This window comes from Micromonospora citrea, assembly GCF_049629545.1.
In the GTDB taxonomy this organism is placed as follows: Bacteria; Actinomycetota; Actinomycetes; order Mycobacteriales; family Micromonosporaceae; genus Micromonospora; species Micromonospora citrea_A.
This window is the reverse complement of record NZ_JBNADX010000046.1, coordinates 1-24,427: the sequence shown is the minus strand read 5'-3', so window position 1 is coordinate 24,427 and position 24,427 is coordinate 1. Positions and strand designations below refer to the sequence as shown.

The 24,427-nt window shown below is 76.4% G+C and carries 9 protein-coding genes; 5 read left to right on the top strand and 4 right to left on the bottom strand.

Going from position 1 to position 24,427, the window contains the following annotated elements; translation table 11 throughout:
* On the bottom strand, window positions 1–474 hold a 474-nt coding region (locus ACPFP2_RS29175; protein WP_424093354.1), incomplete at its 3' end, for an AMP-binding protein.
* A 556-nt stretch (window positions 475–1,030) separates the two neighbouring features.
* Here ACPFP2_RS29175 and ACPFP2_RS29170 point away from each other — a divergent pair.
* Window positions 1,031–2,221, top strand: coding sequence for an ATP-grasp domain-containing protein (locus tag ACPFP2_RS29170; protein ID WP_424093353.1), 1,191 nt, complete (start codon window positions 1,031–1,033; stop codon window positions 2,219–2,221).
* Between the two features lie 40 nt (window positions 2,222–2,261).
* On the opposite strand, the gene ACPFP2_RS29165 is transcribed toward ACPFP2_RS29170, so the two are convergent.
* Window positions 2,262–3,248, bottom strand: a complete 987-nt coding sequence (locus tag ACPFP2_RS29165; RefSeq protein ID WP_424093358.1) for a 3-dehydroquinate synthase family protein — start codon at window positions 3,246–3,248, stop codon at window positions 2,262–2,264.
* 142 nt (window positions 3,249–3,390) lie between these two features.
* Window positions 3,391–4,227 carry a hypothetical protein gene (locus ACPFP2_RS29160; protein WP_424093356.1) on the bottom strand — a complete coding sequence of 279 codons (837 nt, stop codon included), beginning with the start codon at window positions 4,225–4,227 and terminating at the stop codon, window positions 3,391–3,393.
* A gap of 223 nt (window positions 4,228–4,450) precedes the next feature.
* Here ACPFP2_RS29160 and ACPFP2_RS29155 point away from each other — a divergent pair, with 223 nt between their 5' ends.
* From ACPFP2_RS29155 to ACPFP2_RS29145, 3 genes are read left to right on the top strand one after another with little or no spacing between them, the layout of a single operon-like run.
* Window positions 4,451–19,414, top strand: coding sequence for an SDR family NAD(P)-dependent oxidoreductase (locus ACPFP2_RS29155; protein ID WP_424093351.1), 14,964 nt, complete (start codon window positions 4,451–4,453; stop codon window positions 19,412–19,414).
* A 35-nt stretch (window positions 19,415–19,449) separates the two neighbouring features.
* Window positions 19,450–21,036 (top strand): bifunctional 3-(3-hydroxy-phenyl)propionate/3-hydroxycinnamic acid hydroxylase, encoded by a 1,587-nt coding sequence (locus ACPFP2_RS29150; protein ID WP_424093349.1) that lies wholly within the window; start codon window positions 19,450–19,452, stop codon window positions 21,034–21,036.
* 23 nt (window positions 21,037–21,059) lie between these two features.
* Window positions 21,060–21,947, top strand: a complete 888-nt coding sequence (locus ACPFP2_RS29145; protein ID WP_424093348.1) for an SAM-dependent methyltransferase — start codon at window positions 21,060–21,062, stop codon at window positions 21,945–21,947.
* Window positions 21,948–22,014: 67 nt separating this feature from the next.
* Here ACPFP2_RS29145 and ACPFP2_RS29140 read toward each other — a convergent pair whose 3' ends face one another.
* Window positions 22,015–22,773, bottom strand: coding sequence for a thioesterase II family protein (locus ACPFP2_RS29140; RefSeq protein ID WP_424093346.1), 759 nt, complete (start codon window positions 22,771–22,773; stop codon window positions 22,015–22,017).
* Window positions 22,774–23,051: 278 nt separating this feature from the next.
* On the opposite strand from ACPFP2_RS29140, the gene ACPFP2_RS29135 reads away from it, so the two are divergent.
* Window positions 23,052–24,427, top strand: a 1,376-nt coding sequence (locus ACPFP2_RS29135; protein WP_424093344.1) for a type I polyketide synthase, incomplete at its 3' end; no start/stop codon positions are given.

The window sequence follows — 24,427 nt, the reverse complement described above, 5'->3', positions numbered from 1 at the left end:
GTCGGTGCGGGGGATGTGGGGGGCGGTGTGGCTGGTGGTGAGGACGATGCGTGCGCCGTGGTCGTTGAGGAGCATGTGCATGCGTGCGGTGGGCCAGGTGGTGTCCATGGGGGTGTAGGCGGCGCCGGCGCGTAGGACGGCGAGGGTGGCGACGAGGGTCCAGAGGCTGCGGTCCAGGGCGAGGGAGACGACGTCGCCGTCGTCGACGCCGTGGGCGCGTAGGTGGGCGGCGAGGGCGGCGGAGCGGCGGTCGAGTTCGGCGTAGGTCAGTGTCTCGTCACCGGCGATGCCGGCGACGGCGTCGGGGGTGTGTCGGGCCCAGTGCAGGACCAGGTCGTGGATCGGCTCGGCCGGGACTTCCCGTACCGGTCCGAGGCCCCAGGTGAGCAGTTGCTGCCGTTCGGCGTCTGACAGCGGCCCGGCGGCGTCGACCGTACCTGCCACGGCATGCGCGGCATCGAACCCGACAGACATGAGCCAACCTCCGAGGCGAGATGGGGTGACCGGGAGACGCGTGGCCGCGGCGGCCGGTCGGCCCCTGGGCCGTACGGCGGACGACACCCGGGCACGCACCCACATCCGCCCCCGATCCGTTGCGGTGATGGGGGAACGACGACCTGGCGGCCCCCGACGCTACGGATCCCGACGCCGTGGCGTACACCCCTAGCCGCCACCCCTAGCCGACCGGTGGCGGAACGGGCTGCGCGCACTCAACTGTCCGGCCCATCCCGCGCCCGGATCGAAGCTGACTATGCTTCGTCGATCATGAGCCAGGCGGTGGCCCGCAACCACCACCGCCTGCTGGTGCGCACCTCGCCGGAGCAGTGCTGACCACAAGCCAGCCGCTGCCTGGGCCGGTCCGACCCGGGACCGTCCGGCGGTACGCACGGCACGCCCGACTGTCACGGCCGAGCGGCCGCACCACACCGGGACGCCACGCATCACGTTCTGCGCTGCTCGTGGTCGTCGTGGACCCGGACTTCGTGCCATCCCCGAGGCCCCCTGCGGGCCGGCATGTCAGGAGATCCCCATGGACGGGCCGATCCAGGTACAGATTTTCTCCCCCGACGGCGTGGTCCTCGCCCGGCCACCCAGCCCGGTGGCGACCGCCGACAGCCGCTACCTGGCCGCCGCCGGTGTCGGCCTGAACAACGGGCTGGACATGGTCACCGGACTGCACCTGACCCTGCCGCACCAGGCGGCGACCATCTGCAGCACCGGGGCCAGCGCGGACAAGTCGCTGCGCCTGATCAGCCGGTGTGGCCTCAAGGTCCCCAGTGACCTGCGCGAGTTCCGGTCCGGCACGCAGGCGGTCCAGCTCGCCCGGGAGGCCGCCGAACGGGGCGAGCTGCTGGAGCTCCAGTTCCCGCCACAGGATCCGCAGCTGCGGGCGGCGCCGGCCCGCAACTCGTCGGACCTGCTGACCCGCCTCAACAACAAGACCGTCCTGGAGACCCTGATCGCACCGGAGTACCTGCCCCGGCGCCAGGTCGCCACCCCCGCCGAGGTGCGCCGGATCGTGCAGCAGGACCGCCGGCCGGCGGTCGTCAAGCCGGCCGGCACCGAGGTGTACAGCGGGATCGCGATCTTCACCAGACGGTTGCAGGATCGGCTGAACCGGTCACTGTTCCAGCAGATGGAACAGGTGAGCGATCGGTGGATCGTCGAGGAGGAGGTTCCCTTCCGGACGGTCTGGGGAGCCCAGTTCGCCGTCACGGCCAGCGGTTCGGTGGAGTACCTCGGGTCGTCCGTCCATCTACCTCAGCCCACCTCGACGTGGACCGGTTGTGTGCTCGACGACGACCAACCGCCGACGGAACTGATCGAAGCGCTGACCGTAGGGGTGCGAAAGGCCAGCGCTCTCGGCTATCGAGGCTACTGCTCGTTCGACGCCGGGATCAGCCGCACCGGCGAGCTGCGCGTCATCGACCCGAACTTCCGGGTCAGTGGCGCCACCACGTCGGTGCTGCACCGCAGCTCGCTGCTCGGGCAGCACCCGTGCGCCATGACCACCTTCTTCTCCCTCGCGCCCGGGGTCGACGCCGAGCCGATCCTCGCCCCCTTCATCGATCGGGGGCAGCTCGTCGTGTTCATGCACTACGACCCGGCAACGACGGACAACGGCCTGTTCCCCGCGACGATCCTGGGCATGGTCGGCGCCTCGGGACGGGACAGCTGCGGCGTGCTGATCGCGCAGATCCAGCGGGCGCTGAGCCGCTGACGGATCACCCCCGGGCCGCGACAGCGGCCCGGGGGCGCGGTCACATCCCCGCGAGGGCGGCGCGGACGGCGGCCTCCGGAACGTCGCCGACCAGATCCGGGCCGGTCGGGCCGTCGAGGACGAAGGAGAGCCCGGCCACGGCCTTCTTGTCCCGGCGCATCAGCGCGACCAGTTCGTCGTGGTCGACGTCGGCGGGCAGGGCCGTTTCGAGGCCGTAGGCGGCCACCACGTCGTGGTGCTCGGCCACCCGCCCGGCCGGGACCCGGCCGAGGACGCCGGCCAGCCGGCCCGCGAAGACCGTGCCGACGCCGACCGCCTCGCCGTGGCGCAGCCGGAAGTCGGTGGCCCGTTCCAGCGCGTGGCCGAGGGTGTGGCCGTAGTTGAGGATGTGCCGCAGCCCGGAGTCGCGCTCGTCGGCGGCCACCACCCGCGCCTTGAGCGCGACGCAGGCGGCGATCTGCTCGGCCACCGGCCGCCCGCGCAGCTCGCCCGCACCGATGAAGTGCGCCCGGGCGATCTCCCCGTACCCGTTGCGCCACTCGCGTCGCGGCAGCGTGCCCAGGTGCTCGGTGTCGCAGAGCACCGCCCGGGGCTGCCAGTACATCCCCACCAGGTTCTTGCCCTCCGGCAGGTTCACCGCGGTCTTGCCGCCGACGCTGGCGTCGACCTGGGCCAGCAGCGAGGTCGGCAGGTGGATCACCGCGACGCCCCGGTGGTAGAGGCCCGCGGCCAGACCGACCACGTCGGTGGTGGTGCCGCCGCCGCAGGAGACCACCGCGTCGGAGCGGGTCAGGCCGAACTCGGCGAACGTCCGGCACAGCTGCTCCACCGTGGACAGGTTCTTGTCGTGCTCGCCGTCGCGGGCCGGCACCACCCGGTGCGGCACGCCCGGGTCCGGCGTCCACTCCGCCGGCCGGGCCGACACCACCACGACCCGCCGCGCCCCGACCCGCGCCACCTCCGCCGGCAGCCGGTGGCGCACGCCGGGGCCGATCAGCACCGGGTACGCGCGCTCGCCGAGCGCCACGTCGATCCGGACCGGCTCGACGTCCCCGACGGTGGCGGCCGGCGCGGGTGACTCCGGTCCCGCATCCACGGCGGCGACCCGGGCGGTCCGCGCCGGCACGTCCACGGGGGCCACCGGTCGGGGCGGGTCGCCGACGGGACGCTCAGGCGCGGACGGGTGCATGGGGCTGACTCCTCGGTGCGGTGGGATTCGGCGTCGGGGCGGCCGGCCGGTCGCGGACCATCGACAGCCGCAGCGCCAGGGCGGCCAGCGAGTCGACGTCCGGGCCGATGCCCCACCGCTCGTGCGCGAGCTGGGCGTGGTGCGCCAGCAGGAACCCGCGCGGCGGCGACGCGCTCCCGTCCCGGTCGACCACGTCGGCCACCCGGTCGAGGTAGCGCCGCCACGCGGCGGCGACCGCGCCGGTCAGCGGCAGGTCACCGGCCGCCAGCACGATCTTCTCCGCCCCGGTGTCGGCCTGCGCGGCCAGCTCCCGCCGCTGCGCCCCGGTGAGCCGACGGCTGCGGTCCTGCCAGTGCAGGAAGAGGAACGCCAGCCGGTCGGCCGCCGGCATCAGTTCGCAGAGGTGCCGCAGGTGGGTCACGGTCAGCGCCAGCTCGGCGCCGGCCAGCCAGGGGACGTCCCCGCCGAGCAGCGCCAGGGCCAGGTCGCTGGCCGCCGACGCGAGCGGACCGCCCCGGGCGGCGTCGCGCACGGCGTACGGGTCGGCGGCGAAGGTGACCTGCGGGTCGTACGTCCGCAGTCGTCGCCGTACCGCGTCGAGCGCGACCGGCGCGGCGTGGAAGCCGAGGCTGAGCCGCGGCCCGACGGGGGAGTCGAGGCGGTCGTAGAACCACTGCGCCTCCGGGTCGGCGCGGCGGGCGGTGGCGACCAGGTCGGCGAGCACGGTCCCGACCAGCGAGGCCACCCGGGCGTCCGGGCACCCGCCGGCCGGCACGGCCAGGCGGGCGAACAACCACGAGTGTTCCAACGACGGCACCTCGACTGACGGCGGGCGGAGCACGGGCACGGCGGTCTGCGGGGGTCGACCCATCATCGCCCCCGCAGCAGGTCGCGCCGGTCGGCCGGCGGCCGGAACTGGGGACGGGTTAGGGGGTGACAGGGGTAGGTCGGCGGCAGGGCGCTCGGAAGGATTGCACCGTTACGGCGAGCGAGGTCTACGCCGCGGATGAGGAGTCTCGCCGACGGACGGATGTGGTGACATGCTTCGGAGCGACCTGGTCCAGCCGTTGCCCGGTCTGCTGAGGGCCCACGCCGACAGGTTCGGGGACAAGGTCGCGTTCCGCGACGACCGCCGCGCGGTCGGGTACGCCGACCTGGAGGCGCGGACCCGACGCCTGGCCGGGCACCTCGCCTCGGCCGGGGTGGGCCGCGGCGAGCGGGTGGCCTTCTGCCTGGGCAACCGGGTGGAGACGGTGGAGACGTGGCTGGCCGTCACCCGGGCCGCCGCGGTCGGTGTGCCGCTGAACCCGCGCAGCACCGACGCGGAGCTGGCCCACCTGCTGGACGACTCCGGCGCGGTCCTGGTGGTCACCGACCCCGAGCACCTCGACCAGGTGCTGCGGCTGCGTGCGGACCGGCCGGGCCTGCGGGTCTGGGTCACCGGGGACGACCCGGCGCCCGCCGGTGTCGCCGCCTGGCGTGACCTCGCCGACGCCGAGCCGGGCGTCGACGCGCGCGACGACCTGGGCCTCGACGAGGTCGCCTGGATGCTCTACACGTCCGGCACCACGGGCCGGCCCAAGGGCGTGCTCTCCACCCAGCGCACCTGTCTGTGGTCCGTCGCCGCCTGCTACGTCCCGATCCCCGGCCTCACCCCGGACGACCGGGTGGTCTGGCCGCTGCCGCTGTTCCACAGCCTCTCCCACATCGGCTGCGTGCTGAGCGTGACCGCCGTCGGCGCCACCGCCCGGATCGTCGACGGCTTCTCCGCCGACGACGTGCTGCGAGCTGTGGAGTCCGACGCCGCGACCGTGCTGGCCGGCGTGCCGGCCATGTACCACCACCTGGTCGCCGCCGCCCGCGACACCGGCTTCCGCGCCCCGGCCCTGCGGGTGTGCCTGGTCGGCGGGGCGATCACCACGGGCGCGCTGCGCACGGCGTTCGAGGAGGTCTTCGCCGCGCCGCTGCTCGACGCGTACGGCAGCACCGAGACCTGCGGGTCGATCGCGATCAGCCGGCCGGACCGCCCCCCGGTCGAGGGCTCCTGCGGGCTGCCCGTGCCGGGCGTGCAGGTGCGACTGGTCAGCCCGCAGACCGGCCTGGACGTCCCGACGGGCGCCGAGGGCGAGGTGTGGGTACGCGGGCCGAGCGTGATGCTCGGCTACCACGGCCTGCCGGAGGTGACCGTCGCCGCGCTGCGCGACGGCTGGTACCGCACCGGCGACCTGGCCCGCCGCGACGCCGACGGGAACCTCTTCGTCACCGGCCGGCACCAGGAGCTGATCATCCGGGGCGGGGAGAAGATCCACCCGTCCGAGGTGGAGGAGGCGCTGCGGGCGGTGCCGGGCGTCGCCGACGTGGCGGTCACCGGCCGGCCGCACGACGTGCTCGGCGAGGTGCCGGTGGCGTTCGTCGTCCCCGGGCCGGAGGGCTTCGACCCTCGCGCCGGGTACGCCGCCTGCCGGGAACGGCTCTCCTACTACAAGGTCCCCGACGAGCTGTACGAGATCGGGCAGGTGCCCCGCACCGCCTCCGGCAAGGTGACCCGCCGACTGCTGCTGGCGCGACCGGCCCGGCTGCGCGGCGTCAACGGCGGCCACCACGAGTCGTTGAGCCGGATCTCCTGGCGACCGCTGGACCTGAGCGCCGTACCGGTGCCGGCCGGCCGCCGCTGGGCGGTCGTCGGCGACGGCGGCGAGGCGCTGGCCGCGCTGCTGCGCACGGCGGCCGACGGCGACCGGTTCCACGTCCACCCGGATCTCGCCGCGCTGCGCGGGCAGCCCGACGTGCCGGACGTGACGGTGCTGCTCAGCGGCGACGGCGACGTGCCAGGGCTCGCCGACCGGGTGCGCGGCTGGCTCGCCGACGACCGGTACGCCGGCGCCCGGCTGGTGCTGCTGACCACCGGCGCGGTGGACGCGTCCACGACGGACCGGGCCGACGACCCCGATCTCGTCCCGGCCGGCGTCGTCGCCTGGGCGGTGGGGCGCAGCCTCCAGGCGGCGTACCCGGACCGGGTCGTGCTGGTCGACCGGGACGCCGACGACCGCTCGTCCGCCCTGCTGCCGGCCGCCGTCGACGCCGCGGCGCAGGTCGCCCTGCACGCGGGGGTCGCCCGGCACCCGGCCCTCGAACCGGCCCCCGCCGTCCTGGCGGCGCGACCGGCGACGGTCGTCGACCCGGCCGCCCTGACGGTGGTCACCGGGGTCGACACACCGGCCGGGGCGGCGTTGGCCCGGCACCTGACCGCCGCGCACGGGGCCCGCCGGCTGCGGCTGCTGCACACCGGCCCGACCGCCGGCGGCTCTGCCGACCAGGGACGCGACGCGGGCGACCCGACCGGCCTGGTCGGTGACCTCACCGCCGCCGGCGCCGAGGCCGTCGCGGTGGTCGCGCTGCCCGACGTCGACCGGCTCGGGCAGGCGGTGACCGACGAGCCGGTCGGCGCGGTCTTCCTCTGCCCGTCCGACACCGACCTCGACGACGACGCGGCCGTCGCCCGGCTGCTCGCCCTCGCCGCCGCGCTGGACGCCCGGACCCGGCACGCCGACGCCACGGCGTTCACCGTCGCCGTCCCGACGGCCGCGCTGCTGGGCGCGGCCGGCCGGGAGCGGGCGGCGGCGGCCGTCGGCGCGTTGCACGCCCTGGTCGCCCGCCGTCGCGCGGCCGGGCTGCCCGCCCGGCTGGTCGGCACGACGGACCCGACCGGCGACGGCGGGGCGGGGGAGGGGGGCACGCCCACCCGGGCCGACCTCGCCGCGTTCGACGTCGCCCACGACGGCGGCGACCTGGTGCTGCTCGCCGTCCCGGCCGACCGGGCCGTCGCGGCCCACCCCGCCTGGCGCGCCCCCGCCCGCCCGAGCGCCGTCGGCGTCGACGGCGAGCCCGACGTCGCCGAGCTGCGCCGCCGGCTGGCCCGGCTGACCGGCGCCGACGGCGACCGGCTCGTGCTCGACCTGGTGCGTGCCGCCACCGCCGAGGTCGCCGGCCTGCCCGGCGCGGCGTCGGTCCGCCCCGGCCGCGCCTTCAAGGAACTCGGTTTCACCAGCGTCGGCGCGGTCGCCCTGCGCGACCGGCTGGCCCGGGCCACCGGGGTACGGCTCTCCGCCACGGCCGCCTTCGACCACCCGAGCCCCGATGCCCTCGCCCGCCACCTCGCCGCCCGGCTGCGCGGCGCCGCCACGGGCGTCCCGACCCCGCCGGACTCCCCGGCCGTGGGCTCCGACCGGGACGATCCGGTGGTCGTCGTCGCCATGGCCTGCCGGCTGCCCGGCGGGGTCGGCTCCCCGGAGGAGCTGTGGACCCTGGTCGAGCAGGGCGGTGAGGGGCTCACCGGCTTCCCCGCCGACCGGGGCTGGGACCTGACCCGGCTGTTCGCCGACGACCCCGACCAGCCCGGCACGTCGTACGTGCGCGTCGGCGGGTTCCTGCCCGACGCGGGGGACTTCGACGCCACCCTGTTCGCGATCAGCCCCCGCGAGGCCCTGGCCATGGACCCGCAGCAGCGGCTGCTGCTGGAGACGTCCTGGGAGCTGTTCGAACGGGCCGGCATCGACCCGACCTCGCTGCGCGGCAGCGCCACCGGCGTCTTCACCGGCGTCATGCACCACGACTACGCCGCCAACCTGCGCCAGGCGCCGCCCGGCACGGAGGGCTACCTCGGTGTCGGCACCGCCGGCAGCGTCGTCTCCGGCCGGGTGGCGTACGCGCTGGGGTTGGAAGGGCCGGCGGTCACCGTGGACACCGCCTGCTCGTCGTCGCTGGTCGCGCTGCACCTGGCCGCGCAGGCGCTGCGCGCCGGGGACTGCGTCCGGGCGGTGGCCGGCGGTGTCGCGGTGATGGGCACCCCGCAGGCGTTCGTCGAGTTCAGCCGGCAGCGCGGGCTCGCCCCCGACGGCCGGTGCAAGGCGTTCGCCGACGCCGCCGACGGCACCGGCTGGTCCGAGGGCGTCGCCGTGCTGCTGCTGGAACGGCTCTCCACCGCCCGCCGCGACGGGCACCAGGTCCTGGCCGTGCTGCGCGGCAGCGCGGTCAACTCCGACGGGGCGTCCAACGGACTCACCGCCCCCAACGGCCCCGCCCAGGAGCGGGTCATCCGCCGCGCCCTGGCCGCCGCCGGCCTCACCACCGCCGACGTGGACGCCGTCGAGGCGCACGGCACCGGCACCCGGCTGGGCGACCCGATCGAGGCGCAGGCGCTGCTCGCCACCTACGGCGCGGGGCGCGGGGACGCCGCGCCGCTCGCGCTGGGCTCGCTGAAGTCGAACCTCGGTCACACCCAGGCCGCCGCCGGGGCGGCCGGGATGATCAAGATGATCCTCGCCATGCGGCACGGGACGCTGCCGCGCACCCTGCACGTGGACGCCCCGACGTCCGAGGTGGACTGGTCCGCCGGCGCGGTGCAGCTGCTCACCGAGGCCCGCCCCTGGCCCCGGGTGGACCGGCCGAGGCGGGCCGGTGTCTCGTCGTTCGGCATCAGCGGCACCAACGCCCACGTCATCGTCGAGGCGCCCCCGGCCGACCCGGAGCCCGCCGCCCCTCACCCCGCGCCGGAACCCACCGACGCGAACCGGCCGGCCGTGCCGTGGCCGCTCTCCGCCGCCACCGGCGAGGCGCTGCGCGACCAGGCGGCCCGCCTGCTCACCTGGCTGGACGGCCCGGGCGCGGACGCCGACCCGGCCGACGTGGCGCACGCCCTGGCCACCACCCGGGCCGCCCTGGAGCACCGGGCCGTGGTGCTGGCCGGCGACCCGGCCACCACCCGGGCCGGGTTGACCGCGCTGGCCCGGGGCGACGCCGACCCGGACAGCGCCGCCGTGCTCACCGGCCGGGTCGCCGACGGCCGGCTCGCCCTGCTCTTCGGCGGGCAGGGCGGCCAGCGTCCCGGCATGGGGCGGCGGCTGCGCGCCGCGTACCCGGTCTTCGCCGACGCGTACGACGCCGCCTGCGCCGAGCTGGACCGCTGCCTGGCCGGCCACGCCCCGCACCCGATCGCGGACGTCGTCGCCGCCGACGAGGGCGACGACCTGGCCGCCCTGCTCGACCAGACCCTCTACACCCAGCCGGCGCTGTTCGCCTTCGAGGTGGCCCTGTACCGGCTGCTGGAGTCCTGGGGCGTCCGCCCCGACGTGCTGCTCGGCCACTCCGTCGGCGAGCTGGCCGCCGCGCACGTGGCCGGGGTGTTCTCCCTCGCCGACGCGGCGACGCTGGTCGCCGCCCGGGCCCGGCTGATGCAGCAGCTGCCCACCGGCGGCGCGATGGTCGCCGTCGAGGCCGACGAGGCGGAGGTCACCGGACACCTGACCGAGCGGGTGGGCCTCGCCGCCGTCAACGGCCCGTCAAGCGTGGTCCTCTCCGGCGACGCCGACGCCGTGCTGGCCGTCGTGGCCACCCTGCGCGCCGCCGGCCGACGGACCAGCCGGCTGCGGGTGTCGCACGCGTTCCACTCCCCGCGCATGGAGCCGATGCTCGACGCGTTCCGGGAGGTGGCCGCCGGGCTCACGTACCGCACCCCGCAGCTGCCCGTGGTGTCCGACCTGACCGGCCGGCCCGTCGAGGCGGCCCGGCTCTGCTCGCCCGACTACTGGACGGCGCACGTGCGCGGCACCGTCCGCTTCCTCGACGGGATGCGCGCCCTGCGCGAGCAGGGGGCCACCACCTTCCTGGAGATCGGCCCCGGCGGGGTGCTCACCGCGATGGCCCAGGACTGCCTCGCCGCCGACACCGACGACCTGGCCTTCGTCCCCGCCGTGCGGACCGTCGACGGCGAACCCGGCGAACTGCTCGCCGCCGTCGCCCGGCTGCACGTGCGGGGCGTCGACGTGCACACCGCCGCGCTCACCGGACCCGGCCCGCGCCGCCGGGTCGACCTGCCGACCTACGCCTTCCAGCGGCGGCACTACTGGCTGCCGTACTCCGCGGTGGCCGGCGGCCCGGCCGACGTCGGGCTGGCCGACGCCGGGCACCCGCTGCTCGGCGCGGTGCTGCCGGTCGCCGGCACCGGCCAGGTCGTCTGCACCGGCCGGCTCGCCGCGACCACCCACCCGTGGCTGGTCGCACCCGACGGCGGCCCGGCGCTGCTGCCCGCCACCGCCCTGCTGGACATGCTCACCCACCTCGGGGGTCTCCTCGACGCCCCGACCGTGGAGCGGCTGAGCGTGCCCGCCCCGGTGCCGCTGACGGCCGAACTGGCCGTCGACGTGCAGGTCGCCGTCGACGCCCCCGACGAGCACCTGCGCCGGGTGGCGCGCTGCCACGTCCGGACCGCCGAGGGCCAGCCGTGGCGGGAGGTCGCCGAGGCCGTGCTCGCCCCGGCCGACCCGACCGCCGGCCCGGCCACCACCGTCCCGGCCTGGCCGCCCACCGGGGCCCGGCCGGTGGACCTGGACACCCCGCAGCGGCGCGCCCTCGCCGGCGAGACGGCCCGGGCCGTGTGGGTCGCGGGGGACCGGCTCTTCGTCGACGTACGCCTGCCCGACGACGCCCGCGACGCCGACGCCGAGCGGTACGGGGTGCACCCGCTGGTGCTCGACGCGGCCCTGCGCCTGCTCCCGCTCGCCGACTTCGCCACCGCCACCACCGACGACGACGTCCGGCCGGTGCCCACCGACTGGTCCGGGGTCCGCATCCACGCCACCGGCGCGCACGCGCTGCGGGTCTGCCTCGCCCCCGCCGGGGCGGACGCGGTGACGCTCAGCGCCGTCGACGACGCCGGCGCGCCGGTGCTCGACGTCGACCGGGTGCTGCTGCGCCACGTGGTGCCACCGCCCGCCGGCCCGACGTCGCCGCAGGATGCCGCCCCCGCCGGCCTGTACGCCGTCGACTGGCTGCCCGCCACCGCCCCGGCCACGCCGGTGCCCGCCTGGACCCTCGCCGACGGCGTACCCCCGGACGGGCCGCTGCCGCCGGTGCTGGTGCTGCGGGTCGGCGACGGCGACCCGGACCACCCGGTGCCCGACCGCGCGCACACCGTCGGCCTCGACACCCTCGGCATGCTCCAGCGCTGGCTGGACGACCCCCGCGCGGAGGACACCCGGCTCGCCGTCGCCGTGCGCGCCGACGACCCCGTGCACGCCCCGGTCGCCGGGCTGGTCCGGGTCGCCCAGGGCGAGCACCCCGGCCGGTTCCTGCTGCTCGCCCTCGACGCGGGCGACGACGCCGCCGTGCGGGCCGCCCTGGCCGTCGCGACGGACGAGCCCGAGGTGGCCGTCCGCGACGGCCGCGCCCTGCTGCCCCGGCTCCGCCCGGTCGAGCACCCCACCGCCGGCACGCCCGCGCCGGGCACCGCCGGCCCGCTGCCGGCGCTGGCCGGCGGCACCGTGCTGGTCACCGGCGGCACCGGCGGGATCGGCCGGCACGTCGCCACCCACCTCGCAGGCGTCCACGGCGTGACCGAGCTGGTGCTGCTCAGCCGCGCGGGCCGCTGGGCCGACTGGATGGACCCGCTGGTCGACGCCGGGGTGAGCGTGCGTACGGTCGCCGCCGACGTCGCCGACCGGGCGGCCCTCGCCGAGGTCGTCGCCCCGCTCGCCGACCGGCTGACCGCCGTGGTGCACGCCGCCGGAGCCACCGACGACGCGCTGCTCACCGGCCTCGACGCGACCCGCTGGGAGCGGGCCCTGCGGTCCAAGGTGCACGGCGCGTGGCACCTGCACGAGCTGACCGCCGGCCTCGACCTGGCCGGGTTCGTGCTGTTCTCCTCGGCGTCGGCCACCTTCGGCAGCCCCGGACAGGGCAACTACGCGGCCGGCAACGCGTTCCTCGACGCCCTCGCCGCGCACCGCCGCGCGCACGGCCTGCCGGCGACCGCGCTGGCCTGGGGCCTGTGGGCCGCCGAGGGCGGGATGGCCGGCCGGCTCGGCCCCGCCGACCTGGCCCGCCTCGCCCGGGGCGGCACCCGCCCCCTCTCCACCGCCGCCGGCCTGGCCCTGCTCGACGCCGCGCTGCACGCCGACCGGCCGGCGCTGGTCCCGATCGGGCTGGACCTGGCCGCCGTCCGGGCCTCCGGTGAGGTGCCCGCGCTGCTGCGGGCGCTGCTGCCCCCGCCGCCGCGCCGGGCCGTCAACACCGACCCCGCGCCGGCCTCCGCCACCGGGTTCGCCGACCGACTGGCCGGCCTCGGCGAGCCCGAGCGGGCCGCCCTGCTGCTGGACCTGGTCCGCGCCCGGTGCGCCACCGTCGTCGGGCACGTCGGCCCGGAGCAGGTCGAACCGCGCCGCCCGTTCAAGGAACTGGGCTTCGACTCGCTGATGGCGGTGGAGCTGAGCAACCGGCTCTCCGCCGTGACCGGCGTCCGGCTCGCCCCGCACGCGGTGTTCAACCACCCCACCCCGGAGTTGCTCGCCGCGCACCTGCACGCCCGGCTGCTGGGCACCACCGCCACCGAGGTCGCCGACGCCGGCACCGTCGCCCTCGACGAGCCGGTCGCGGTCGTCGCCATGGCCTGCCGGTTCCCCGGCGGCATCGGCTCGCCCGACGAGCTGTGGCGGCTGCTCGACGCCGGTGGGGACGTCATCGGCGACCTGCCCACCGATCGGGGCTGGCCCGACCTGTACGACCCGGTCCCCGGCACGGCCGGACGCACCTACGTGCGCGCGGGCGGGTTCCTCACCGGCATCGCCGACTTCGACGCCGCGTTTTTCGGCATCAGCCCCCGCGAGGCGCTGGCCATGGACCCGCAGCACCGGCTGCTGCTGGAGACCTCCTGGGAGGCCCTCGAACGCGCCGGCATCGACCCGGGCACCCTGCGCGGCAGCCGCACCGGCGTGTTCGCCGGCACCCACGGCCAGGACTACGCCGACCGGATCGCCCCGGGCGTCGCCGCCGACGACGGCGAGACCACCGCCGACGAGGGGCACCTGCTCACCGGCACCGCCGGCAGCGTGCTGTCCGGCCGGGTCGCGTACGCGCTCGGGCTGGAAGGGCCGGCGGTCACCGTGGACACCGCCTGCTCGGCGTCCCTGGTGGCGCTGCACCTGGCCGTGCAGGCGCTGCGGCAGGGCGACTGCGACCTCGCCCTGGCCGGCGGCGTGTCGGTGCTGTCCAGCCCCGCCGGGCTGACCGGGTTCAGCCGCCAGCGCGGCCTCGCCGCCGACGGCCGGTGCAAGGCGTTCGCCGAGGACGCCGACGGGTTCGGCATGTCCGAGGGCGTCGGGGTGCTGGTCGTGGAGCGCCTCTCCGACGCCCGCCGCCGGGGTCACCCCGTCCTCGCCCTGGTGCGGGGCACGGCCGTCAACCAGGACGGCGCGTCCAACGGGCTGACCGCCCCCAACGGGCCGTCGCAGGAGCGGGTGATCCGGGCCGCGCTGGCCGCCGCCGGGCTCGGCCCCGCCGACGTGGACGCCGTCGAGGCGCACGGCACCGGCACCCCGCTCGGCGACCCCATCGAGGCCGAGGCGATCCTCGCCACGTACGGCCGGCGTCCCGCCGACGCCCCGCCGCTGCTGCTCGGCTCCGTCAAGTCCAACCTCGGGCACACCCAGGCCGCGGCCGGTGTCGCCGGGGTGCTGAAGATGGTCCTCGCCATGCGGCACGGCCGGCTGCCGCGCACCCTGCACGCCGAGCGGCGTACCTCCCGCGTCGACTGGGACGCCGGCTCGGTGGAACTGCTCACCGAGGCCCGGCCGTGGCCGCGCGCCGACCGGCCGGCCCGCGCCGGGGTGTCGTCGTTCGGCATCTCCGGCACCAACGCGCACGTCGTCGTCGAGGCGGTCGCCGCACCCGAACCCGCCGCGTCCGAACCCGCCACGACCGCCGACCTGGCCGCGCTGTCGGGCACCGCCGCCGCGCCAGCGCCGTCGACCGTCGCCGCGTCGGCCGGGGCGCAGGACGCGGTGGCGCTGCCGTGGGTGCTGTCCGCGCGTACCCCGGAGGCGCTGGTCGGGCAGGCCCGCCGGCTGCACGCCCACCTCGCCGAGCGGCCCGACCAGTCGCCCCTCGACGTGGCCTGGTCGCTGGCCACCACCCGGGCCGCGTTCGACTCCCGGGCCGTGCTCGTCGGCGCCGACCCCGACCGGGTCGCCGCCGCCCTCGACGCGCTCGCCGACGGCCGTCCCGCCCCCGAACTGGTACGCGGCGACGCCGGGCCCACCGGCCGGTGCGTGTTCGTCTTCCCCGGCCAGGGCTCCCAGTGGCCCGGCATGGGGCTGGACCTGCTCGACCAGGCCCCCGTCTTCGCCGAGCGGATGGCCGCCTGCGACGCCGCGCTGCGGCCGTACCTGAACTGGTCCCTGCGCGACGTGCTGCGCCAGGCCCCCGGCGCGCCCGGCCTCGACCAGGTCGACGTGGTGCAGCCCGTCCTGTTCGCGGTGATGGTGTCGCTGGCCGAGCTGTGGCGCTCGTACGGCGTCCAGCCCGCCGCCGTGGTCGGCCACTCGCAGGGCGAGATCGCCGCCGCCTGCGTCGCCGGGGTGCTCTCCCTGCCCGACGCCGCCCGGGTGGTGGCGCTGCGCAGCCGCGCGATCCGGGCGCTGGCCGGGCACGGGGCGATGGCCTCGGTGGCGCTGCCCGCCGACACGGTCCGCGAGCGGATCGCCCGCCACGGCGACCGGATCGCGGTGGCCGCCGTCAACGGCCCGGCCGCCGTGGTCGTCTCCGGCGAGGAGGCCGCCGTCGCCGAACTCCTCGACGAGCTGGCCGCCGACGGGGCCCGGGTACGCCGGATCGCCGTCGACTACGCCTCGCACTCCGCCCAGGTGGAGCGCATCCGCGACGAGCTGGCCGAGGCCCTCGCGCCGATCACCCCCGGCCCGGCGGCGGTGCCGCTGTTCTCCACCACCGACCTGCGCTGGCTCGACGGCGAGGAGATGGGCCCCGACTACTGGTACCGCAACCTGCGCCGGCCGGTCGAGCTGGAGCAGGCGGTCCGGGCGCTGGCCGACCAGGGCCACGACACGTACGTCGAGTGCAGCCCGCACCCGGTGCTCACCGTCGGCATCGAGGAGACGCTGGCCGAGCAGGACGCCGTGGTCGTCGGCTCGCTGCACCGCGACCAGGGCGACCGGGCCCGGTTCCTGCTCTCCGCCGCCCAGCTGCACGTGCGCGGTGTGCCGGTCGACTGGCAGCCGGTGCTGGCCGGCGGCCGGCGGGTCGACCTGCCCACGTACGCCTTCGCCCACCGGCGCTACTGGCCCCGGCCGGCGACCGGCCCCGGCGACGTCGGCGCGGCCGGGCTGGACGCCTCCGGCCATCCGCTGCTCGGCGCGTCGGTGACGCTGGCCGAGACGCGGGGGCACCTGTTCACCGGCCGGCTCGCCGCCACCGCACCGGCGTGGCTGGCCGACCACCGGGTGTCCGGGACGGTGCTGGTGCCCGGCACCGGGCTGGTCGAGCTGTGCCTGCGTGCCGGCGACGAGGTCGGCTGTCCCGTCCTCGACGAGCTGGTCATCGAGGCCCCCCTCGCGCTGCCGGCCGACGCGGCGACCCAGGTGCAGGTGGCGCTCGGCCAAGCCGGCGAGGACGGCCGCCGCCCGGTCACCGTGCACTCCCGCCCCGCCGACGGCCCGCCCGGCGCCCCGTGGACCCGGCACGCCAGCGGTAGCCTCACCGCCGCCCGGCCCGCCCCGCCGCCCGGGTCGGGTCCCTGGCCGCCGCGCGACGCCCGCCCGGCGGACCTGACCGACTTCTACGCCGGCCTCGCCGCCGACGGCTACACGTACGGGCCCGCGTTCCAGGGGCTGCGGGCGGTGTGGACCACCGCCGACGAGGTGTACGCCGAGGTGGAGCTGCCGGCCTCGCAGCGCGCCGACGCCGACCGGTACGCCCTGCACCCGGCGCTGCTCGACGCCGCCCTGCACGCCGCGCACTTCGGCGGCCTCGGCGACGCCGGACCGGACCGGCTGCTGCTGCCCTTCGCGTGGAACGGCGTCACCCTGCACGCCGCCGGGGCCACCGCGCTGCGGGTCCGGCTCACCCGGGTGGCGCCGCACGCCATCGCGCTGACCGTCGCCGACGCCACCGGCGCGCCGGTGGCCGAGGTCGCGTCGCTGGCCATGCGCCCGATCTCCCGCGCCGAACTGGGCGCCCGGGACGCCGCCGTCGACGACGCCCTGTTCCGCCTCGACTGGCAGCCGTTGGCCGCGCCGGAGCCGGTCGCGCCGGCCCGGGTCGTCGCCCTCGGCCGGGCCGTCGGCGCGTTCCCGCACCACGCCGACCTGGCCGCGCTCGCCCGCGCGGTCGACGCCGGCGCACCCCCGCCCGACGCCGTCCTCGCCCCACTGTTCCGACCCGCCACCCCCGACATCGCAGTCCCGTACGCCACTGCCGCCGACGGCGGCCGCGCGCCCGGCGGTACCGCCGCCGACGGCCCGACCGCCGCCGACGGCGCTGCACGCGCCAGTGTGGACGGCCGCAACCCGGCGGGCGGGGACCGGGCCCGGGCCGTCGCCGCCGAAGCCCTCGCCCTGGTGCAGGGCTGGCTGGCCGACCCCCGCTGGGCGGCCACCCCGCTGGTCCTGCTCACCCGGGGCGCGGTGGGCGTGCACAGCCCCGCCGAGGTCGACGACCCGGACGCCGCCACCGCCTGGGGACTGGTCCGCTCCGCCCAGTCCGAGCACCCCGACCGGTTCGTCCTGCTCGACGCCGACACCCCACCGGACGCCGACCAGCTCGCCGCCGTCCTCGCCACCGGCGAACCCCAGGTGGCGTTGCGCGGCGGCGCCCCACACGCCCCCCGGCTGGCCCGCCGTGCCGAGGCGGCGACGCTCATCCCGCCGGCCACCGCGACCGCCTGGCGGCTCGACGCCCCGGCACGCGGCAGCCTCGACACCCTCGTCCTGGCCGCCACCGACGCCGCCGACGTGCCGCTCGGCCCGTTGGAGGTCCGGGTCCGGGTCCGTGCCGCCGGCCTGAACTTCCGCGACGTGCTCAACGCGCTCGGCCTCTACCCGGGCGACCCCGGGCCGCCCGGCGGCGAGGCGGCCGGCGTGGTCACCGAGGTCGGCGCCGAGGTCACCGACCTGCGCCCCGGCGACCGGGTGCTCGGCGTCTTCGTCGGCTGCTTCGGCCCGGTCGCGGTCACCGACCGCCGGCTGCTGGTGCCGATGCCCGACGGCTGGACGTACGCGCAGGCCGCGTCCGTGCCGGTGGTCTTCCTCACCGCGTACCACGGGCTGGTCGACCTGGCCCGGCTGCGCCCCGGCGAGGCGGTGCTGGTGCACGCCGCCGCCGGTGGCGTCGGCATGGCCGCCGTCCAACTCGCCCGCCACCTCGGCGCCGAGGTGTACGCCACCGCCAGCCCCGCCAAGTGGCCCGTGCTGCGGGCGATGGGCGTCCCCGACAGCCACCTCGCGTCGTCGCGCACCCTCGACTTCGAGGCGCACTTCCGGGCCGTCACCGGCGGGCGCGGCGTCGACGTGGTGCTCGACTCCCTCGCCCGGGAGTTCGTCGACGCGTCGCTGCGGCTGCTGCCCCGCGGCGGCCGGTTCGTCGAGATGGGCAAGACCGACCTGCGCGACCCCGACCGGGTCGCCGCCGACCACCCCGGCGTCGCCTACCAGGCGTACGACCTGACCACCGTCGACCCGGCCCGGATCCAGCGGATGCTGGTCGAGCTGATGGACCTGTTCGCGGCCGGCACGCTCACCCCGCTGCCGGTGCGCGCCTGGGACGTCCGGCAGGCCCCCGACGCGTTCCGCTACGTCCAGCAGGCCCGGCACGTCGGCAAGGTGGTGCTCACCGTGCCGACGCCGTGGGCGACGGACGGCACCGTCCTGGTCACCGGCGGCACCGGCCTGCTCGGCGGGCTGGTCGCCCGCCGCCTGGTCACCGGCCACGGGGTCCGGCACCTGCTGCTGGCCAGCCGTGGCGGCCCCGACGCCCCCGGAGCGGCCGAGCTGACCGCCGAGCTGACCGCCCTCGGCGCCACGGTCACCGTGGCCGCCGCCGACGTGGCCGACCGCGACGCGGTGGACCGGCTCGTCGCCGCCGTGCCGGCCGCGCACCCGCTCACCGCCGTGGTGCACCTCGCCGGGGTGCTCGACGACGGGGTGGTCACCGCGCTCACCCCGCACCGCATCGACACCGTCTTCCGGCCCAAGGTGGACGCCGCCCGGCACCTCGACGAGGCGACCCGCCACCTCGACCTCGCCGGCTTCGTGCTCTTCTCCTCCGGCGCCGGGGTGTTCGGGGTCCCCGGCCAGGGCAACTACGCCGCCGCCAACGCGTACCTGGACGCCCTCGCCCGGCGGCGGCGCGGCGCCGGGCTGCCCGCCCAGTCGTACGCCTGGGGCCTGTGGGAGCAGGCCAGCGCGATGACCGCCGGGCTGGACCGCAGCGACCCCCGGATCACCGCCCGCGACGGCCAGCTCGCCATCCCCTCCGACCTCGGCATGGCGCTGTTCGACGCCGGGCTGGCCGCCCCCGAGGAGCACCTGGTGCCCACCCGGGTCGACGTGTCCGCCCTCGCCGGGCGGGCCGCCGTGCCGGCGCTGATGCGGGGCCTGGTCCGGCGGGAACGCCCCCGGGCCCGCACCGAAGCCGCCGCCGGCGGCCGGGACCTGGCCGGCCGGCTGCGCGCGCTCACCGGTCCGGAACAGTCCGCCCTGCTGCTGGACCTGGTCCGCGCCGAGGCGGCCACCGTGCTCGGCCACGCCACCCCGGACGCGATCGGGCCGGCGCAGGCGTTCAACGAGGTCGGCTTCGACTCGCTGACCGCCGTCGAGCTGCGCAACCGGCTCACCGAGGCCACCGGGCACCGGCTGCCCGCCACGGCGATCTTCGACTACCCGGACCCGACCGCGCTGGCCGGCTTCCTGCGCGCCCAGTTGGTGCCCGACGGCGCGGAAGCCGCCCCGGCGATCCTCGCCGAACTGGAGGGCCTGGAACGGTCGCTCACCGAGACGGTGGTGGAGCCGGAACTGCACAGCCAGGTCGCGGCGCGGCTGGAGGTGCTGGTCGCCAAGTGGCGGACGATGCGCGGCGCGTCCGCCACCGACCACGACCTGGACCTCGACCAGGCCAGCGACGACGAGATCTTCAGCCTGATCGACACGGAACTCGGGCTCTGATGCCCGACCCGACGCGCACGGACGAGGAAACGGCGATGACGGACGTACTGATCGTGGGCTACGGCCCGGTGGGCCAGGTGGCGGCGATCCTGCTGGCCCGGCGCGGCTTCACCGTACGGGTGGTGGAGAAGTGGGTCACCCCGTACAGCATGCCCCGCGCGGTGTCCTACGACGGCGAGGCCAGCCGCATCCTCGCCACCTGCGACCTCGGTGACGCCCTCGACCCGGTGTGCGAGCTGTCCGGCGAGTACACCTGGAAGAACGGCTTCGGCCGTACCCTGCTGCACGTCAAGGTCGCCGAGGACGGGCCCGCCGGCTGGCCCGACTCCATCTCCTTCTACCAGCCCGGCCTGGAGGCCGTGCTCGCCGAGCGGGGCGCCGCCCTGCCCGGCGTCGAGGTGCTGCGCGGGCTGGAGGTGACCGCGCTGGCCGACCGGGGCGACCGGGTCGACGTGACCGCCGTCGACGCCGACGGCGCCGCGCACGCCTTCACCGCCGACTGGGTGATCGGCTGCGACGGGGCGAACAGCTTCGTGCGCCGCTGGCTCGGCACCACCGTCACCGACCTGGGCTTCAGCCACGACTGGCTGGTCTGCGACGTCGTGCTGCACGAGCCGCACGAGTTCAAGCCGAACAACCTGCAGATCTGCGACCCGGTCCGCCCCCGCACCGCCGTCTCCGCCGGCCCCGGCCACCGCCGCTGGGAGTTCATGCGGGTGCCGGGGGAGACGCTGGAGGAGTTCCGCACCGAGGCCAGCGTCTGGCGGCTGCTCGGCCTGTTCGACATCACCCCCGCCACCGCCCGCCTCGACCGGTACGGCGTCTACACCACCCAGGCCTGCTACGCCGACACGTGGCGCGCCGGCCGGGTCCTGCTCGCCGGGGACGCCGCCCACGTCATGCCGCCCTTCCTCGGCCAGGGCATGAGCTCCGGCTTCCGCGACGTGATCAACCTGGCCTGGAAGTTGGACCTGGTGCGCCGGGGCATCGCCGACGCCGCGCTGCTCGACACGTACGAGGTGGAGCGGCGGGCGCACGTGCAGCACGCCATCCGGATGTCCATCGACTCCGGCACGGTGATCTGCGAGACCGACCCGAAGCGGGCCGCCGGCCGGGACTCGGTGATGCTGGCCGCGCTGCGCCGCCGTACCCAGCAGAAGCACGCGCGGTCGCTGCGCGAGGCCGTCGTCGACGGCGTGCTGCACCGCGGCCCCGACGGCGTGCCGGCCCCGCGCGCCGGTGACCCCGCACCCCAGGGCCGGGTGACCGCCGGTGGGCGGACCGGGCGCTTCGACGAGGTGGTCGGCACCGGGTTCGTGCTGCTCACCCGCGCGGAGTTCGCCCCCGCGCTCGACCCCGACGCCGTGGCGTTCCTGGACGCCCTCGGCACCCGGCGGGTCACCGTCCGCCCCGCCGACGCCCCCGCGCCCACCGACGCGGCCGGCACCGACGTCGTCGACCTCGACGGCGTCCACCTCACCTGGCTGGCCGGCGCGAACGCCGACGGCGCGCTGATCCGGCCCGACTTCTACGTCTTCGGCGTCGCGGCCGGCCCGGACGGCCTGGCCGCCCTGGTGGACGACCTGCGCCAGCAGGTGTCCGCCCGGGCCCTGCACCCCTGACCATCCCCGCTCAAGGAGTAGACATGCTGGAGAACCTCCGCACCCTCGGCCGGGTCATCCGCACCCTGGCCACGAAGGACCCGGTGACCCGGGTCCGGCGCTTCTACGAGATCCAGTCCCCGGGGGTGGAGTTCGCCGCCCGCACCACCCGCTACATGAACGTCGGCTACTGGGAGGACGGGGTGACCAGCCTCGACGTGGCCGGCGCGGCGCTGGCCACGAAGCTCGCCGACGCCGCCGGCTTCAAGCCCGACGACACCGTGCTCGACGTCGGCTTCGGCTACGGCGACCAGGACTTCGCCTGGCTGCGCGAGCGCCGGGTGGCCAAGGTGCACGGCATCAACGTCACCCCCCGGCACGTCGAGCACGCCCAGCAGCGGGCCCGGCAGGAGGGCCTCGCCGAGCAGGCCGAGTTCCAGCTCGGCACCGCCACCGCGCTGCCCTTCGCCGACGGCACCTTCGACCGGGTGGTGGCGCTGGAGTCGGCGTTCCACTTCTACCCGCGCAGCGCCTTCTTCGCCGAGGCGTTCCGGGTGCTCAAGCCGGGTGGCACCATCGCCACGGCCGACATCATCCCGCTCAGCAACGACACCGCCCGGATGTCGATCAGCTCCGGCCCGCTGAGCTTCGTGAAGTTCAGCATCCCCGACGAGAACTGGCACGACCGCACCGTCTACGCCGAGCAGCTCGCCGCCGCCGGGTTCGTCAACCCCGACGTGCAGTCCATCCAGGACCGCACCTGGGAGGGGTGGCGCCGGTTCCAGGCAGCCCGCCCCTCCGACCCGGCGTTCCAGGCCGAGGCCGACCGCAGCGCGGTCAAGGGGATGGCCAACCACTGGCGCGACGAGAAGCTGATCAAGAAGGAGCTGTCGCTGCTCGACTACGTCATCGCCGTCGCCCACAAGCCGTGACACGCGGCGGCCCCCGCCGCCCCGGGTACGTCCCGGGCGGCGGGGGCCGCGACGTGCGTGCGCCGGATCAGCCCACCGTCGTACGGGCCAGGGCCGCCGAGATGGTACGCAGGATGGCCGGCTGGTGCTGGGCCAGGAAGAAGTGCCCGCCCGGGAAGACCTGGAGGTCGAACGGGCCGGTGCTGTGCCGCTCCCACGCCTTGGCCTCGTCGATGCTGCTCTTCGGGTCGTCGTCACCGGTGAACACCGTCACCGGGCAGCTCAGCTTCGGCCCCGGCGTGTACGCGTACGTCTCCGCCGCCCGGTAGTCGTTGCGGATCGCCGGCAGCGCCGCCCGCAGCATCTCCGGGTCGCCGAGCACCGCCTGGTTGGTGCCGCTGAGCTTGCGCACGTCCGCCAGCAGGCCCTCGTCGTCGAGCAGGTGCACCGTCTCGTGCCGGGCGCAGGACGGCGCCCGCCGCCCCGACGGGAACAGGTGCGCCACCGGTGCCCCGCCGTCGGCCTCGATCAGTCGCGCCACCTCGAAGCCCAGGGTCGCGCCCATGCTGTGCCCGAAGATCGCCAGCGGCTGGTCCCGCCACGGCCGCAGCACCCCGTACACCTGTCGGGCCAGCTCGCCGATGCTGTCCACGCACGGCTCCAGCCGGCGGTCCTGCCGCCCGGGGTACTGGATGGCGAGGACCTCCACGGCCGGCGACAGCGCCCGGGAGACCGGGAAGTAGAAGCTCGCGGAGCCACCGGCGTGCGGCAGGCACACCAGCCGTGGCGCGCCGGCCGGCGCCGGGTGGAACCGGCGGACCCACAGGCCGTTGTCGGAGTCGGTCATCGTGACGAGGTCCTTCCAGCGGAGGTGCCCGGGCACCTGGCACCGGGGGCGATCACAGGGACGCTAAACCGATCCGTCGGGGCCCGGACACCCCTAGCGGACGGGCGTACGGGTTAGGGGTTGTCGCAGGTCATCGCGACGCCATAGCTTCCCCGCAGAGGGGACCCGTGGCTCTCGGCTGAATTGTGCTCAAGGAAACCACCGATCTGGCTTGAGGAATTCGCGCATTCGTACCGTCGCCTACGTCAGGTCTCCGCCGGCCACCGCGATGGGTCAGGTTGATGGACACCGAAGAGAAGCTCCGGGAGTATCTGAAGAGGGTCACCACCGACCTGCGGCGGACCCGGCAACGGCTGCGCGACGTCGAGGACGAGGCCCGACAGCCGATCGCCATCGTCGGGATGGCCTGCCGCTTCCCCGGCGGGGTCAGCTCGCCCGACGCGCTGTGGGACCTCGTCGCCGCCTCCGGTGACGCGGTCGGCGGCTTCCCCACCGACCGTGGTTGGGACCTCACCGACCTGTACGACCCGACCGGGGAACGCGCCGGCACCTCCTGCGTCCGGGAGGGCGGCTTCGTCCATGACGCCGCCGACTTCGATCCCCGCTTCTTCGGCATCAGCCCGCGCGAGGCCCTCGCGATGGACCCGCAGCAGCGGCTGCTGCTGGAGGTCTCCTGGGAGGCGTTCGAGTCGGCCGGGGTGGACCCGACCGGCCTGAAGGGCGGCCGGGTGGGTGTCTTCGCCGGCCTCACCCACGGCGGCTACGCCAACGGCGCCGCCGACGTGCCCGACGGGGCCGTCGACTACCTCGGCCTCGGCAACGCCGGCAGCATCAGCTCCGGCCGGGTGGCGTACACGTTCGGCTTCGAGGGGCCGGCGGTCACCGTGGACACGGCGTGCTCGTCGTCGTTGGTGGCGTTGCACCTGGCGGTGCAGTCGCTGCGGTCCGGGGAGTCCGATCTCGCCCTGGCCGGCGGTGTCACGGTGATGCCGACCCCGGCCGTCTTCGTCGACTTCACCCGGCAGGGCAACCTGTCCATGTCGGCCCGCTGCAAGGCGTTCGCCGACGCCGCCGACGGCACCGCCCTCGCCGAGGGCGTCGGCATCCTCCTCGTGGAGCGGCTCGCCGACGCCCGGCGGCTCGGTCATCGGGTGTTGGCGGTGGTGCGGGGTTCGGCGGTGAATCAGGATGGTGCGTCGAATGGTTTGACGGCGCCGAATGGTCCGTCGCAGCAGCGGGTGATTCGTCAGGCGTTGGCGTCGGCGCGGTTGTCGTCGGTGGACGTGGACGTGGTGGAGGCGCACGGCACCGGTACGACTCTTGGTGATCCGATCGAGGCGCAGGCGTTGTTGGCCACCTATGGGCAGGGCCGGGACGGGCTTGAGCCGTTGTTGTTGGGGTCGGTGAAGTCGAATCTGGGTCATACGCAGGCGGCGGCGGGTGTTGCTGGTGTGATCAAGATGGTGCAGGCGATGCGCCACGGTGTGGTGCCGGCGACCCTGCACGTGGATGTGCCGTCGTCGAAGGTGGACTGGTCGTCCGGTGCGGTGGCGTTGGTGACGGAGTCGCGGGCGTGGCCGGTGTTGGATCGGCCGCGGCGGGCGGCGGTGTCGTCGTTCGGCATCTCCGGCACGAATGCCCACGTCATCATCGA